19 protein-coding genes and 4 pseudogenes are annotated in these 14,798 nt (G+C 35.8%); 10 read left to right on the top strand and 13 right to left on the bottom strand.

Annotation, left to right across the window (positions count from 1 at the left end):
* Nucleotides 1-377 precede the first annotated feature (377 nt).
* From KI356_RS06400 to KI356_RS06385, 4 genes are all read left to right on the top strand, one after another.
* Nucleotides 378-1,448 (top strand): NAD(P)/FAD-dependent oxidoreductase, encoded by a 1,071-nt coding sequence (locus KI356_RS06400; protein ID WP_002198972.1) that lies wholly within the window; start codon nucleotides 378-380, stop codon nucleotides 1,446-1,448.
* 244 nt (nucleotides 1,449-1,692) lie between these two features.
* Nucleotides 1,693-1,866 (top strand): aspartyl-phosphate phosphatase Spo0E family protein, encoded by a 174-nt coding sequence (locus KI356_RS06395; protein ID WP_212935073.1) that lies wholly within the window; start codon nucleotides 1,693-1,695, stop codon nucleotides 1,864-1,866.
* 209 nt (nucleotides 1,867-2,075) lie between these two features.
* A complete protein-coding gene (locus tag KI356_RS06390; RefSeq protein WP_212935072.1) occupies nucleotides 2,076-2,735 on the top strand; it encodes an ABC transporter ATP-binding protein in 660 nt (219 codons plus the stop codon).
* Entirely contained in the window at nucleotides 2,719-3,513 is a 795-nt protein-coding gene (locus tag KI356_RS06385) for an ABC transporter permease (RefSeq protein WP_002124293.1), read from the top strand. The genes KI356_RS06390 and KI356_RS06385 overlap by 17 nt, the downstream gene beginning before the upstream one ends.
* Before the next feature lie 116 nt (nucleotides 3,514-3,629).
* On the opposite strand, the gene phnA is transcribed toward KI356_RS06385, so the two are convergent.
* The 5 genes and pseudogenes from phnA to KI356_RS28695 form a co-directional block, all read right to left on the bottom strand.
* Complete coding sequence (phnA, locus tag KI356_RS06380; protein ID WP_212935071.1) at nucleotides 3,630-3,971, bottom strand: alkylphosphonate utilization operon protein PhnA; 342 nt, start codon at nucleotides 3,969-3,971, stop codon at nucleotides 3,630-3,632.
* 248 nt (nucleotides 3,972-4,219) lie between these two features.
* Nucleotides 4,220-5,014 (bottom strand): DUF2628 domain-containing protein, encoded by a 795-nt coding sequence (locus tag KI356_RS06375; RefSeq protein WP_128281966.1) that lies wholly within the window; start codon nucleotides 5,012-5,014, stop codon nucleotides 4,220-4,222.
* 263 nt (nucleotides 5,015-5,277) lie between these two features.
* A pseudogene (locus KI356_RS06370) lies at nucleotides 5,278-6,156 on the bottom strand (Rpn family recombination-promoting nuclease/putative transposase).
* Nucleotides 6,157-6,286: 130 nt separating this feature from the next.
* A complete protein-coding gene (locus KI356_RS06365; protein ID WP_128281964.1) occupies nucleotides 6,287-6,661 on the bottom strand; it encodes a hypothetical protein in 375 nt (124 codons plus the stop codon).
* Nucleotides 6,661-6,789 (bottom strand): annotated as a pseudogene (locus KI356_RS28695) (DUF7660 family protein); the annotation flags it as partial. The pseudogene KI356_RS28695 and the gene KI356_RS06365, both read right to left, overlap by 1 nt.
* 89 nt (nucleotides 6,790-6,878) lie before the next feature.
* On the opposite strand from KI356_RS28695, the gene KI356_RS06360 reads away from it, so the two are divergent.
* From KI356_RS06360 to KI356_RS28690, 3 genes and pseudogenes are all read left to right on the top strand, one after another.
* Complete coding sequence (locus tag KI356_RS06360; protein WP_128281963.1) at nucleotides 6,879-7,349, top strand: SMI1/KNR4 family protein; 471 nt, start codon at nucleotides 6,879-6,881, stop codon at nucleotides 7,347-7,349.
* A 26-nt stretch (nucleotides 7,350-7,375) separates the two neighbouring features.
* Nucleotides 7,376-7,579: pseudogene (locus KI356_RS06355) on the top strand (DUF4304 domain-containing protein); the annotation flags it as partial.
* A 150-nt stretch (nucleotides 7,580-7,729) separates the two neighbouring features.
* A pseudogene (locus tag KI356_RS28690) lies at nucleotides 7,730-7,831 on the top strand (DUF4304 domain-containing protein); the annotation flags it as partial.
* On the opposite strand, the gene KI356_RS06350 reads toward KI356_RS28690, so the two are convergent.
* The 3 genes from KI356_RS06350 to KI356_RS06340 form a co-directional block, all read right to left on the bottom strand.
* Nucleotides 7,827-7,967, bottom strand: coding sequence for a hypothetical protein (locus KI356_RS06350; RefSeq protein WP_212935074.1), 141 nt, complete (start codon nucleotides 7,965-7,967; stop codon nucleotides 7,827-7,829). The pseudogene KI356_RS28690 and the gene KI356_RS06350 overlap by 5 nt on opposite strands.
* A 124-nt stretch (nucleotides 7,968-8,091) precedes the next feature.
* The gene (locus KI356_RS06345; protein ID WP_128281962.1) at nucleotides 8,092-8,886 is read right to left on the bottom strand and encodes a nucleotidyltransferase domain-containing protein; all 795 of its coding nucleotides are present in this window, start codon (nucleotides 8,884-8,886) and stop codon (nucleotides 8,092-8,094) included.
* A 52-nt stretch (nucleotides 8,887-8,938) separates the two neighbouring features.
* On the bottom strand, nucleotides 8,939-9,247 hold the full coding sequence (locus KI356_RS06340; protein WP_128281961.1) for a YuzD family protein: 309 nt from the start codon (nucleotides 9,245-9,247) through the stop codon (nucleotides 8,939-8,941).
* Nucleotides 9,248-9,453: 206 nt separating this feature from the next.
* Here KI356_RS06340 and KI356_RS06335 point away from each other — a divergent pair, with 206 nt between their 5' ends.
* Nucleotides 9,454-9,690: a NifU family protein gene (locus tag KI356_RS06335; RefSeq protein ID WP_000431159.1), complete on the top strand. Its 237-nt coding sequence runs from the start codon at nucleotides 9,454-9,456 to the stop codon at nucleotides 9,688-9,690.
* Between the two features lie 508 nt (nucleotides 9,691-10,198).
* Nucleotides 10,199-10,414: a carbonic anhydrase gene (locus KI356_RS06330; RefSeq protein WP_128281960.1), complete on the top strand. Its 216-nt coding sequence runs from the start codon at nucleotides 10,199-10,201 to the stop codon at nucleotides 10,412-10,414.
* Nucleotides 10,415-10,597: 183 nt separating this feature from the next.
* Here the strand turns inward: KI356_RS06330 and yutH are convergent, their stop codons facing one another.
* Nucleotides 10,598-11,599 (bottom strand): spore coat putative kinase YutH, encoded by a 1,002-nt coding sequence (gene yutH, locus KI356_RS06325; RefSeq protein WP_128281959.1) that lies wholly within the window; start codon nucleotides 11,597-11,599, stop codon nucleotides 10,598-10,600.
* 120 nt (nucleotides 11,600-11,719) lie between these two features.
* Here yutH and KI356_RS06320 point away from each other — a divergent pair, with 120 nt between their 5' ends.
* The gene (locus KI356_RS06320) at nucleotides 11,720-12,211 is read left to right on the top strand and encodes a phosphatidylglycerophosphatase A family protein (protein WP_212935070.1); all 492 of its coding nucleotides are present in this window, start codon (nucleotides 11,720-11,722) and stop codon (nucleotides 12,209-12,211) included.
* A gap of 19 nt (nucleotides 12,212-12,230) precedes the next feature.
* Here the strand turns inward: KI356_RS06320 and KI356_RS06315 are convergent, their stop codons facing one another.
* The 4 genes from KI356_RS06315 to KI356_RS06300 form a co-directional block, all read right to left on the bottom strand.
* On the bottom strand, nucleotides 12,231-12,710 hold the full coding sequence (locus tag KI356_RS06315; protein ID WP_212935069.1) for a GNAT family N-acetyltransferase: 480 nt from the start codon (nucleotides 12,708-12,710) through the stop codon (nucleotides 12,231-12,233).
* Nucleotides 12,711-12,846: 136 nt separating this feature from the next.
* Entirely contained in the window at nucleotides 12,847-13,176 is a 330-nt protein-coding gene (locus KI356_RS06310; RefSeq protein WP_212935068.1) for a hypothetical protein, read from the bottom strand.
* Between the two features lie 111 nt (nucleotides 13,177-13,287).
* Nucleotides 13,288-14,052 carry a 5' nucleotidase NucF gene (gene nucF, locus KI356_RS06305; RefSeq protein ID WP_000276473.1) on the bottom strand — a complete coding sequence of 255 codons (765 nt, stop codon included), beginning with the start codon at nucleotides 14,050-14,052 and terminating at the stop codon, nucleotides 13,288-13,290.
* Between the two features lie 108 nt (nucleotides 14,053-14,160).
* Nucleotides 14,161-14,793 carry a helix-turn-helix transcriptional regulator gene (locus tag KI356_RS06300; protein WP_128281956.1) on the bottom strand — a complete coding sequence of 211 codons (633 nt, stop codon included), beginning with the start codon at nucleotides 14,791-14,793 and terminating at the stop codon, nucleotides 14,161-14,163.
* Nucleotides 14,794-14,798: the final 5 nt, after the last annotated feature.

Raw genomic sequence — 14,798 nt, 5'->3', positions numbered from 1 at the left:
ACTGCCCGTTAATGCCCGATTGGTGAAGGCTAATAATCAGTGGAGGATGGACAAAACCCCCACTGATTAAAGTTTCACTTTATCTATAAGAAGAAAACTAAGCTGTTTCTTGTTGTTTTCGTTACACATTCTAAACTATTTAGTTACTTCACAGTAGATTCTCTTTTTTTATATAACATACTACTCATAATGAAATAGTAACTTAAAAATGAAAACAGTTTACTTTACTTTTCTTCTTATTGTACAACAGAGTATTCATTCATGCATTGTTATTTGTTCACAAATTCGATATAATTTGATTGAGTAAAGTCAAAATATTTTATTAATATAAATTTTTATGATTAGGGGATATTTCAACAGAAAAGGGGTAATCCATCATGAAACACCTCGTAATACTGGGTGGGGGCTACGGTGGAATGAGAATTCTGCAGCGGCTACTTCCGAGCAACCAACTTCCAGATGATGTACAAGTGACATTAATCGACAAAGTACCATATCATTGCTTCAAAACTGAATATTATGCATTAGTGGCAGGTACAATTTCAGAAACACATATTCGCATACCGTTTCCAGAGCACCCACGTCTTAATATTCAATACGGCACAATCACAAATATTGATCTTGAAACAAAAGCCGTTCATCTCGATGGCGGTGAAACAATCCAATATGATGATTTAATTATCGGACTTGGCTGTGAAGATAAATATCATAACGTTCCTGGGGCGAAGGAATATACACATAGCCTACAATCGATTGAACAAACACGTAAGACATATGAACAATTAAATAGCCTAGAACCAAATGCAACAGTAGCTGTCGTTGGAGCTGGCTTAAGTGGCGTTGAAGTAGCAAGTGAACTTCGCGAGAGCCGTTCTGATTTAAAAATCTATTTATTTGATCGAAAAGATAGAATTTTATTCCCATATCCAGAGAAATTAAGTAGATACGTAGAAGAATGGTTTGTAAAGCATAAAGTTACTATTATACGAAACTCTAACATTACAAAAGTGGAGCCAAATATTGTGTACAACCACGATGAACCACTTGAATGCGATGCAATCGTCTGGACAGCTGGTATTCAAGCAAATGAAGTTGTTCGAAACCTTCCAGTTGAACAAGATGGTAGCGGAAGGGTTGTTTTAACTAAATATCACAATATTCCGAATAATGAGCATGTTTATGTAGTCGGAGATTGTGCAGCACTTCCACACGCACCATCGGCACAGCTTGCTGAAGGTCAAGGAGAACAAATTGTCCAAATATTATTAAAACGTTGGAACAATGAACCTCTTCCTGATGAACTACCTGTTATTAAATTAAAAGGTGTTCTCGGTTCCCTCGGCAAAAAACACGGATTTGGTTTACTAGCAAACCAACCATTAATGGGGCGTGTACCGAGATTATTAAAATCCGGTCTTCTTTGGATGTACAAATATCATAACGGTTAATACTTTAAAGGCTGTCTACTATGTAGGCAGCCTCTTTTCATCAGTTGAAAAAATATTTTTCTATAAAAATAAATTATCAGAAATATTTTTTTCAATATTGATTCGTAAAATTTCATATTAAAAACTATTGATGAAAAGTATCTGCTATTTGTAAGTTGTTTTTATTATTTCCTTTAGAACCGAATTCATTCGGTCCTATTTTTTATGTGATAAATACTTTGATAGAAGACATTACATTTCACTTATGAACTTAACGAAACTAAACGATCGAATAGAAGCGAAGAAGAAAGAATTGATCTATCTTGTTGAAAAGTATGGATTCACTCATAATAAAGTGATTTCGTTCAGCCAAGAATTAGGTCGTTTACTTAACTTATTAATAGAAAACAAGACGAAGAAAAAACGTTGCTCTTTATAAGCCTTATCTTCTCTTTTTTGATACGATATAAAGTGAAACTTTAATCAGTGGGGGTTTTGTTCATCCCCCACTGATTATTAGCCTTCACCAATCGGGCTTTTACGGGCAGCCCGACCCCCACCTAACTTCTTTGCTTTCGCTGAATTTTAAGGTGGAGGTCTTACTGCCCGGTGAATAGCGGGATAACTAGAATCAGAAAGGAGCAATTTATGTTTATATTAAAAGATATTACATATAAAGATATACTTCACATTCCTTATTTACAGATTCAAAAAGAAAAAATCACTTGTATTATTGGTGAAAGCGGGAGTGGAAAGAGTACATTACTTCGCATGCTAAATGATTTACAATCTCCAACATCCGGTACAATTGAATATAACGGAAAACCAATTTCTGACTATCCTCCTATTCAATTACGCCGGGACGTAGTTATGCTTGGACAAACTCCACCTATTTTTGATGGAACAGTTAAAGACAATCTATTAATGGGACTTCGCCTTTCCGAAAAGGAATTTCCAAATGATAGTATCCTACAGAACGCATTACACACTGTTAACTTAGACAAACAATTAGAAGATAATGCCTCCTCTTTATCAGGCGGTGAAAAACAAAGGCTTTCTTTTGCTCGCATCATACTCATGGATCCGCCCGTCTATTTATTAGATGAACCAACTTCGGCATTAGATAGTGATACAGAACGCCGCGTTATGAAGGAATTCACTATACTGGCAAAAGAAAAGAAAAAAACAGTCATCTTCATCACGCATTCACAAAAACTTCCAGAAGAAATCGCAGACGATATTATTGAAATTAGTAAAACAAACGGTGCAACTAGAAAGGAAGTGCTCTCAGTTGAAGGGCGTTATTGAACTCCAAATTTGGCAACTTGCCGCTGCATATATTTTCATTCTTATTTTAATTGGGCTTGTAAAATTAAAAGGAATACCTCGCGAGAAACAAATTGCGATCGCAACATTCCGTATGACCATTCAGCTCGTACTTGTTGCCTATGTTCTTACATACGTATTTGAAAATAGTAATCCGTTTTATACAATAGCTCTCATTACTTCTATTACTACATTTGCGATTTTCAATATTTATAAACGAGTTAATATTCCGATGTCAAAAGAACTAAAACGAGTAGCCGCTCTTTCTATGGTTGCTGGATCAATCGGGCCATTGCTACTCTTTATCTTTGTCATTATCGGACACAACCCTTGGTATGCTCCGCAATATATCGTTCCTATTGCCGGCATGTTAATCGGTAATGCTATGACCGGTATTTGCCTCGGGGCAAACACCTTTTTAAACAGTATGAAATCTCAAAGAGATCATATTGAAGGTGCCCTTATGCTCGGCGCAACACCAAAAGAAGCAACTGCTCCTCTCATTCGAGATGCTTTCGATTCTGCTATTTTACCAACAATCAATTCCATGGTCGGAATGGGAATTATAAGCCTACCCGGCATGATGACTGGTCAAATATTATCCGGCGTATCACCATTTACAGCGATTCAATATCAAATCGCCATCATACTCGGTATTTCAGGGAGTACCGCTTTCGCTGTCATTATCTTCTTACAGCTTGGATATAAAACATTCTTTAATAAGCGGTGTCAGTTGAAAGAGGTTGAAGTGCGTTCATAACGTTAGGAGTGAACTATAGTAACTGGTACACCGTTCACGGTAAACGAAATTATATCGACTTACCGACAAAAACTTCCCAAAAATAAAAAGGGAGGCTATTCGCCTCCCTTTTTTACTTACGCCTTCTTAACGAACTGTGATTTTAACTTCATAGCTCCGAAACCGTCGATTTTGCAATCAATATCGTGATCTCCTTCAACTAGACGAATACTCTTTACTTTCGTACCAATCTTCACAACTGAAGAAGTTCCTTTTACTTTTAAATCTTTAATTACAGTAACAGCATCGCCATCTTGAAGAACGTTTCCGTTCGCATCTTTTACAACTTTTGTACCATCATTACTTTCAGCTTCCGCTTCTTTGCCCCACTCATGTGCACATTCTGGACATACGAAAAGAACGCCATCCTCGTACGTATATTCTGAATTACACTTTGGACAATTTGGTAAAGTAGCCATAAATTCATTTCCTCCGTTCATTATTTATACGTAAAAATTAAATGTAATTTTTACATCTCGATAAATAAAATTTGTATAGCATTTCTTTATACTGCCATAGTCTCACGTTATTGACAAGCCTACCTCAAATTCTCATTTTTTATTGTATTTTACAAAATTTCAATTAGTATGCCGTTTTTTATGTCTTCCCCAATAAACAAAAGAAGGACCTTCATAAGGTCCTTCTTTTCAAAATTAACGAGTTCTCTCTAGAAATCCCAACTATTTTCCTCAATGTAAATTTGATACTCTTCTAATTCTTCGTCACTTAACTTCTTATTGTTTTCATATACTTCTTGCCATTCAAAGTAATCTTCACTGAAATAAACAGCAAATTTAATTTTTAAGTTTTTCTTCTCTGTATAGTCATAACCAGTAAACTCTACTACGTCATAATCTTTTTCTTTCTTTACGAACTTCCAAGTTGGATTATCAGTCATAACCTCTAAAGTAAATCCTTCATCACTTGAACGAACAACATTTTTAATATTTGGTTCAGTTGGTAAAAGGGAGAGTCCGAACATAGCTCCACCAAATACTATCCCCACTATAACTTGTAAACCAATCATACCAGCAACACTAGCGCCACCCTTGGATTGTAAGTAATACGCCTTCTCATGATCAGGCATATCTTCTGCCTTATGTAAAACACGAACAGCATGCTTATAATATAAACGGTTTCCTTGCCATCCAGTAAATATCATCATTCCTAATTGAAGAACTAAACTAAATGTTAAATAAATCCCATCTGGAATATCTATAAAAGGAGTTACAACTATACTAGGTACCGCCAATAATGTAAGTATAATAAATAACTTATACATTTTACGATGAGCTAACCAAAAAGATGGGAAGAAAAAGGCTACCCAATTCCATGTATTCCCTTGCGCTGGATTTTCTACTTTGCCCCATTTAAAGTCATAATAAGCTGTATTCTTTTGAACAACTTTATGTAATTCTTGTGGAGAAATTGTTTCTTGTAAAACTGTGTCCTTCACATACATCATCCTTCTCTTATTTCTAACTTTATTGTATATCTATAAAAAGAAGGAATCTAATAAAAAATAGCCATATTTAGTGAAAATGAACCGAAATCGAATATATTCCGACAATTCCTATTTTTATATTCCATTTTACTATCAATTATATTAGAATGCTTATATACAAAACTTTTAATACACCATGTTAATTATTTTCTTAATTTATATAAAAAAAGAACCCTTTAGCGGATCCCTTTTTTACAATAACCTTATTATAAGAGCACTACTTACCTTAATAACTCCCTAATTTCCTCTATATTTAAATCAGTAAACTTCGCGATATCTTCAATCGGCATCCCTTTCTCATACATCCCACGAATTAACTGTATTTTCCCTTTTTCGATTCCTCTTTTAAGTCCTTCCTGTTCTGCATGCGCAAATTTCGCAGCCTCATCCATTAGTACTTTTTCTCTGGCGTCATATGCTTGCCTGAAAGAGGAATCTTGACTCATATCTTCCCATTTATTCATCGCTTTTTGTAACATTGGGTCTTGGCTCATCGCAATATCCTCCAATAGTTCTGTCAATTGTTCATCTTCATTCGCCGATAACAATAACAACCAGCGTACAAATGCATCTTCCCAAGGATTTATTTTTTCTGCTTTCCACTGCCTCATTAATTTTGGGATCTCGACAACATGAATTTCTATGTCATCACTTAATATTCTTTGCTGTTTCCTATTCCAAAGAACCCCCGTTGTATGAAACTCACCATACTCAGGAAACATATTGAAATTCAATAAGTTCACAGTAATTGTTTTACAAAGTGCACTATATGCCATCCCTTTTTGCAGTTGAGATGTATATAATTTTCCCCACTAGTATAAACTTCGTTTTATCATATGATGATTATTATTCAACTGAATCTCCACATTAACCTTTGTACCCGTATTTAATGTAGCTAAAACATCTAAAATCGATAATTTATCGTCCTCATATTGACGATGTAAATGAGGATCCTCTAGTTGTAATGAAGCAATTGGTGATTCCAAAGATTCCTGTAACATCGCATTCAAAAATGTAATAAGAATATCTTCGCTACCACTTGTACCAAATAATTGTTTAAACGCAAAATCAATACGTAAATTAACTAATTTCTTGGACATGTGTCTTTTCACCTGCTTATTTTATTTATAGTTTCATTTTACATAACAAAAACGAAAGTAAGCAAATAAGAACTTGAAATAATAAAGAAAAAAAGAGCTCTAATTAGAGCCCTTTTTCATCACCACACAACTATTCCACATTTCCTTTCACTTTCTCAATAACATCTTCTATACGTTCCGCTATACATTCCGGCTCCCAATCTCCTTCACCGTGCATAGCTGTATAAACTGGACAATTCTCATCATTACTATCTACAAAGATTGGATCTCCCAGATATGAATCTATCCCAATTACAATCCATCCATCTTTCCAATCTCCTTCTTCATTCCCGATTAAACTTTGACCTTCATCATCAAAGCTATAACCAAGTTGTCCTTCTTCTATTTCTTCACTTTTAAATAATCCTATCGTCATCGGTTCAAATTCATACTCTAATTCAATTTCATTATCCTCAGCACGATCTACATATGCTAAAAGTTGTTTAATTTTATTGTGGTTAATCATAATATTTTCTCCATTCTATCTTTTAAAAATTTAACTCTATTCTCTTTAAAATCCTTTTGAAGATATACAAGAAACTTCAACAAGTCTTCTTTAGTATTTACATGATCAAGATATTCAGCTATCTCTATATTTTATTCCTCTCTCTATCGCTCATCATTTAAACTAACTATAATATATGAAATAAGATTCTTAAAACTATTATTTGAGGTGATCCAATATGAAGACTACAATTTGGGCAGAAGATGACTATTTAAAACTAGCACCCATTAATGACGAACTAATAAAAAAAGCAGAAGAAGTACTGAACGTAAAGCTTCCAGAATCGTACATAAACCTTCTAAAAGAACAAAATGGAGGAACGCTTCGCCTTGATGCTCACCCTACTTCAGAGCCAAATTCTTGGGCGGATGACCACGTTAATGTTTCTGGCTTATATGGCATTTCTTTTGATGAAAATGAATCTAGTATTTTAGAGAGCCGCTATTTAATTCAGGAGTGGGAAATGCCTAAGAATCTCGTACTTTTATCTGGGGACGGACATACGTGGATTGCATTAGATTATCGAAATGTTGCTGAAAACCCTCCAGTTATATTTATTGATAATGAGTTTGAGGAAATCATTGAATTGGCATCTAACTTTGAAAGCTTCTTACAAAACTTAACTACTTACGATTATGATGAAGAGTAAACCTCTCTCTAAAGGAGTACGCAATAGTGCAAGATTTCATTATCAATTTACACACTGCTTTAAAACCACTTGGATTTAAGAAAAAAAGACATACATTTTTCAAAGCTGATAATGGATTTTATAAGCTTATCAATATACAAAATAGCCAGTATGGAGACGATTTCTATATAAATATCAGAATTCATCCAATCGGTCTCCCGCAGCTTATAACGGGCGAATTACACATAAAGTGAAACTTTAATCAGTGGAGGCTTTTGTCCATTCCCCACTGATTATTAGTTGAACCAATCGGGCTTTTACGGGCAGTTGGTCTCTCACCTAACTCCCTCGCATTTGCCGAATTTTGAGGTAGAAGCCTTACTGCCCGTTAATGCGGGATAAAAGAAAACAGCTCAATATTCGATTGCATTCTACAAACGAGAATAGATCCTATAAACATTAAAAAGAACCGTCTATTGCATAATGTTTCACATGAAACTATCCATCGTTAAAGCCATCCCATGAACTTTCATGTGAAAAATCTGGATAATGCGCCACACTAATTGCACTCTCAATCGAATTAAAAATGCACCCTTTCCATAGCTGTTCTTTACTTATATGAAATTTATATTTACTCATTCTCTTCCCCCGCGTACATATTTTTTTATATTATCTTTCGACTTCTCATTCCTTGTAAAGTTCTTTTTCATTATCTAAAAATAGTAAAAGCACCCTTCGTATAAAGGATGCTTTTACTATTCACCTACCACTTCTCCCTGCACTCCTCAATCAAACACAGCAAGTACCGCTTCGTCATATCAGCCCGTCTCCAACTAGAGAGCTTTCGCTTTTCTCCTGGATTATGCCGCATTCGCTCTACTTCTCTTAATAAAGGCTCCCACTTATGAGAGTAAAGCTCCAACATATATTGCAATCCTCTATCTTTTGAGACGATTGTTTTATTCTCTAGCGTATATAAAATACGTCCCATTGTAACGACAGCTGATTCTACCCATTCTTCTATGAAAAATAAATAGGGACGCTTCGCTTTTTCACTCCAGTAATGTTCTACGTTGTATTTCATTGTATTTACTACATCGTCCCATTGTATTTGAAACGGGAGATTTTCTACTTCTTTCCCGGTAACTGTAATACCTTGATTTTTCAAAGTCCACCATGTGACTGCATTAATGTCCCAATAACCAACATCCGCTTTCCCCTCTGCACAATATACATACTCGTCCATTTCATCATTGTATTTTCCTAAATCAGCAAGCGGAATATACATACCGTCCATTCTTTTACCTAACGTACTTTTCCTAAGTTTTTTATGCAGTTCTATAATTTGCTGTTTTTCAGCTTCATTCACGTAATCACTTATTACCGTAACAAAGTCAACATCGCTCGTTTCTATATGAAATGCTCCTAGCGCGATTGATCCGTAAATGTATACCCCGACTATTTTTTCATCCGAAAAAATTTCTTTTAATTCTGCGATGTACTGCTCCATTAACTGTTTCACTTCTCCTGGTAAAGCATGTTTTATTCCATTCTCCACATCTATCCCTCCAATAAAAAAAGCCTTCGCAAATTCGCAAAGGCTTCCTGATTTATAAATATTTCTCGATTTCTTCGTAAACATCCTTCAAACGAGGATTTCCTTCTCCAACAATTTCTCCATTCACAAGAACGACTGGATAAAATAAATCTTCCTCCACTACTCGCTCTGCGAATGCTTTTTTATCTTCATCTTCTTGTTCTTCTTGAAAATCAATATACTCAAACTGAAATTTATTTTCTTGTCCTTCATATTTACGACCAATCGCCGCTTGTAACCACTCAAACGTTTCTGTTGAAGATGGCATTCCAACGCAGCTCGCACAAATTACTTTCGTCCCATACACTTGAACATTAACCATTTCTTCTCCCCCACTTCTTGTTCTAACAGTATATTCAGATGTCTTACTACATAAGCACATCATTTTACAAACTTATTCCATACCCCTATACTGAAAAAACACGTTGTAAACATGATAAAATATTTCGACAATAAAACAAGAACAGAAAAAATAGATTTTCCCCTCTATCTTGATTATAATAAAACTGATGAAAGGAGTCGATAAAAATGGAAAACCCACATATGCAAGAACAAGTACTAGAAGTATTAGATAAATTACGTCCGTTCTTACTTCGTGATGGCGGTGACGTTGAATTAGTAGATATTGAAGAAGGTATCGTAAAACTACGCCTTATGGGTGCATGCGGAAGCTGCCCAAGTTCTACAATCACGCTAAAAGCTGGTATCGAACGCGCACTACTTGAAGAAGTACCAGGCGTTATTGAAGTAGAACAAGTATTTTAAATTAAAAGCGGCGGTGGCTCGTTCAGCTCTGATTGGCTAAGGTTCTTTCGCATAAAAGGCGCTTTTTGCCTTCTTATGCGGAAGGTTCTTAGACACGAAGAGCTAGCCACCAGAGCTGGATAATATTAAAAGCAGAAGCGGCTCGTTCAGAACAGAAGGTCATTGGAGCTCCTGACGAAGAGGCGCTTTTTGCCTCACAGGAGGGCGCGAAATGTCCGACTGTTCTAGCCGCTGGAGCTAGATAATATCTAAAAGCGGAAGCGGCTCGTTTAAAGCTACTTCTAAGAAAAGAGGCCAATATTGGTCTCTTTTCTGTATATGTAAAACTAAACTACTAATTCTCCTCAAAAAAACACCTTTCCTAAAAGGAATTCCCTCCCACAGCGAAGAAATATATATTTCACCATTTTTAACACACAAAAACATAATTGGAAATTATTATTAAAAAATGCGATAATTAATTATATGGTGTATCGTTCACAGAAATGGAAGTATAGGGGGACAGCTCATGCCAAAAATCAAAAATATCTCTTCTACAATTCAAGAATTAGAACAAAAGAAAGAATATTTATTAAGCCTTTCACCAGTTATTCCAACATGGAATACAAACTATCAGCCTTTATTTAAAGAAATCCACCAAGGATTATTAAAAAAGGTAAATGAAAAGATCGAAAAACACTATGTCATAATAAATATATGTTCAAATACAAAAGTCAGCGTATAAATTTCATACAAAACGTGTGTATTTCCACAAAATTGTAATATTTTAACCGAATGTCCCAACTTTTATAAGACATCATTTGCTATCATATTATAGTACATACCTTTGGGATATTTTTTATACAGTGAGATATAGGCTTCTTCTATGTATAAAAAAGAGACCTCAATTGGTCTCTTTTTTATACTTTTAAGATAGCCAATCTAATTGCCTAATGCCTAACTTATCAACTGGTAAACGAAATGACTCGTAAAAATGCTTCATAAATTGCTCAGTGCGCTTCACATCGTGTAAAATGATTTCTAAACGGGCCCTATATATGCTTTTTTGTTCTTCATTTCCTGTTTGATAATATCGTTCAACCGTTTCAAAGTAGTGAAGCGGGAACAGGAGCCTTGCGAATAATAAGCGCCAACCAAATGAAGAGAGCGAATAATTACGTTCATAATCTGTAATAAATTGAACTACCGTTTGCTCCCAGTCTTTCTTTTTTTCTATCATCATATATCGAATACATTCTGCTATGTCCCTACTTGGGTGATCATATACCCAATCAAAAGGAAGTTTTAAGCGCTTCGTTTGATGCCATAATAGAGGTGTAAATCGTTCTTGGCAAATTGTTGCTGCGTCAGTTATTTGTGGTGTATCGTCCATTTCTGTATCGACAACATATTGAATTGCATTTTCTGCAACTCCTAAGTAATACGGGAAGGATTCAATAAACAATTGATCGAATACGTCTGAAGGATGGTTCATCACTTGCGATTGCCAAAACCTTTCTAATTGGTCGAGCCTTTTTTCCCATAATGCTTTCCATTCACCAATGCGGCTTAATTGCTCAACTTCTTCCGGAAAGAATGCACCACGTTTATGGAATATAGAAAGCTCGCTTCCTAATGATGTAGCATGTCGCTCTAACATACGCATACCTTTTAATAAGCAATAATTTTTTTCTTCTATCTCACTTACATAGTAGCCGTGTATAGTCGGAACGAAAGTCGAAACAGTTATATCCCCTTGCTGGTTCATATAATCACTGAGCTTTTTCATCTCTACAAGTACTTCTTCCTCCATTTCTCCAATTGGAACAAGTACATAAATTTTATTGCGAATCCAAAAGCTTTTATAGGGGCCAAGAGGGATTAATTCTTTAACATGTATGTGATAATGCTCATAAATATGCTGAATCATCGTAGTCGCCACCTATGGTTTTTCTTTATATATATGAGCTTGTGCTCGCCTTTCATTCCTATGCACATGATAAAGCAACGAAACGTATACAAATACTAAAAAGAAAAAAAGGTGATAAATATGAAAGAATCAAATCAACTACAAGAAAGAGCATTACAACTATTAAAAGAACGCGGTGTAACAATTGACGATATTGCTGAACTTGTTCATTTTCTTCAAAAGAAATACCATTCAAATTTAGAGATGTCAGAATGTCGCTATAACGTTGAGCGTGTACTATCAAAACGAGAAGTACAAAACGCACTTATTACAGGCATTGAACTTGATGTCCTTGCTGAAAAAGGACTATTAAGTCAACCGTTACAAGATATCGTAAAACGCGATGAAGGACTATATGGAATCGATGAAGTTATCGCACTTTCTATCGTTAACGTGTACGGTTCTATCGGTTTCACGAACTTTGGATATATTGATAAATTAAAACCAGGCATTTTAGAATACTTAAATGATAAATCAACTGGAAAGGTGCACACATTCCTTGATGATATCGTTGGCGGGATCGCTGCCGCTGCTTCAAGTCGTTTAGCGCACCGAGCTGAGCATTCAGAGTAACGTGTCTAGGCCGTCAGTTTCATACTGACGGCCTTTCATATTCCATAAGCATGAACTCTCTTCCACGGCTCAAAAAAAGAGGTCCTACTTGAAATCCAATGTTTTTATATAAGCTAATCGCTCTCTTATTGAATGTCGCTACACTCAGTCGAAACATTTTCGAATTCAATTCCTCAGTAGCAAATGCTATTCCCGCTTGAAAAAACATTTCCCCCATCCCTTTCCCAGTTAAATCTGGCTTCATTCCAAGTCCGATATCTACTACATCGTCTCCCCTATATAAATTGGCATCTCTTCCGCCCGGAACTTGTGCATTTTCTCCAAAACAAAAATAGCCGATGAATTCTCCCTTATCGTTACAACAGCCATAATAGGTCCCGTCCAGCAACTCTTCTATTACTTCAGCCCCTCCTGAGAAACTATATAAATTATACGGCTCCTCGTACGTCCACATAGTTATCTCCATCGCTTCTTCTTCTGTTAACTTATGTACATCCATCCCTCTCGCTCCTTATCAAATATTTTATATATGTACTCATTCATTTTTCACATCCAGTTTCCCTTTAATCGTAATATGCATAATTACATACGCACATCCATTTAAAAAATGCTAAAATTTATTTGAATCGCTGTTGTTACACTTCTTGATTAAGAAAGACTGTTAACCGGAAAATTAACGTCTTATCAAACTCAAGCAATTGGCACATTTTGTCATCATGAAAGACACTCGAAAGAGTGTCTTTTTTTCTATACCGGAGCAGGACCTGCTCATTTACAAAATAAACACATAAAGTAATATAACTCTTTACACGCACTATTCCCTTTCTATACGTTGCGGTGTTCGTTGCAACAGATTCGGATAATAAAAAAGCACTCCAGCCAGAGTGCTTTTTACTTTCAAATAAGGAGGTTACATATATGGATAGTACTCTCGTATTTAACTTTGGCATTGGTATTGTCATCATTTTATTTGTCTTCTTTGTACTTTGTATGAGCGGGGTATAGAAAGGTGATTTTTAACGTCTTTATTTTAGAAATAAAAAAACAGGCAACCTTTCCCGGTTACCTGCCTTTCATTACATCTTCTCAATCCACTCCGTCAAGTTATGCACAACTTGCGTCGGTTGTACTTCATATTCTGTTAACTTCTCCACAGTTGTTACTCCCGTGTGGACAAGAAGAGTATGCATGCCAGCATTTACTCCCGCTAAAATATCCGTATCGTAGTTATCCCCAACCATTAATGCCTCATCTTTTCCTATGCCAAGCACTTTTAACGCTTGTTCCATAATGATTGATTCTGGTTTTCCGATAAAGATTGGCTCCACACCTGTTGATACTGTAACAACTGATGTTAATGAACCGTTACCTGGTAATAATCCGCGCTCAGTCGGAATGGCAATATCCCCATTTGTTGAAATAAACGTCGCACCGTTACGCACAGCAAGACACGCTTTTGCTAATTTTTCATATGTGATGTCGCGATCTAAACCAACAACGACGAAATCAGGGTTTTCATCCACAAGTTCAAATCCTTTTTCCACAAGTGCATCGTGTAAGCCTTCTTCACCAATCATGTATACAGTTGCATCTTGTTTACGCTCATAAATAAAGTTCGCTGTAGCCATACTCGTTGTGAATACTTGCTCCGCTTTCGCTGGAATATCGAAACGAACAAGTTTTTCTGCAACTTGTTCTGGTTTACGAGTTGAGTTATTCGTAACGAATAAATACGGAATGCCGCGCTCTCCTAATGCTTTTACGAAGTCGCTTGCTTCTTCAATTTGCTCTTCACCACGATACATCGTACCGTCCAAGTCAATTAAATAACCTTTATACATCGATTATGTCTCTCCTTCTATGTTAACGTTCTCACCTATCATACCACTCTTATATTAACCCCTTTTTCAAAAGAAAAAAACGCTTTACCTTAAAGCGTCCCATAACGTTCATTTTTTCTCTTTTATTTGGTACGAACAATTACAATCGCCCACGCACATGTTCGTTAACGCTTTCACATTTGCACCTGCAAATAACCGCTTGTACATATCTTTTTCATCTTCACACACTTGCGGGAATTTCTCCGCTATTTCCTTTAACGGACAGTTTTGCTTTTCAAGTATGAAAGAGCGTTCCCCATCTCTCTTTATTTGAACCATATAACCATTTTTCTCTTGCATAGCAGCTATTTCCTGTACTTTATACGCTAAATTACTTTGATTACTTATCTTCTTTTGCAACTGCTCTTCCATTCGTTTCGTTCTCGCTTGTAAAACGTAACGAAGTGCTTTTTCATCGTCCATTCGAGCTAAATCATCTAGCATTTCAATAGCAAACTGCTTATATTCTTTCGGGAATGTATCTTCTCCCTTTTGACTTAATCCATACAAATATGTTGGTCGTCCAACATGCTGCCTTAACATCTTTGAATAAATTAGCTCATCTTTCTCAAGATTACTTAAATGCCTTCGAATTGCCATTTCCGTAATTTCTAAAGCTTCGGCTAATTCTGCTACAGTATGCTCACCCTTTACCTTCAATAATTGTACAATCTCTTCTTTCGTAGTACGTGCTTCCCCCATATTTC

This window comes from Bacillus hominis (genome assembly GCF_018332515.1).
Classification (GTDB): domain Bacteria; phylum Bacillota; class Bacilli; order Bacillales; family Bacillaceae_G; genus Bacillus_A; species Bacillus_A hominis.
Note: the sequence above shows the minus strand (reverse complement) of the source record. Positions and strands in the feature narration are given on the sequence as shown.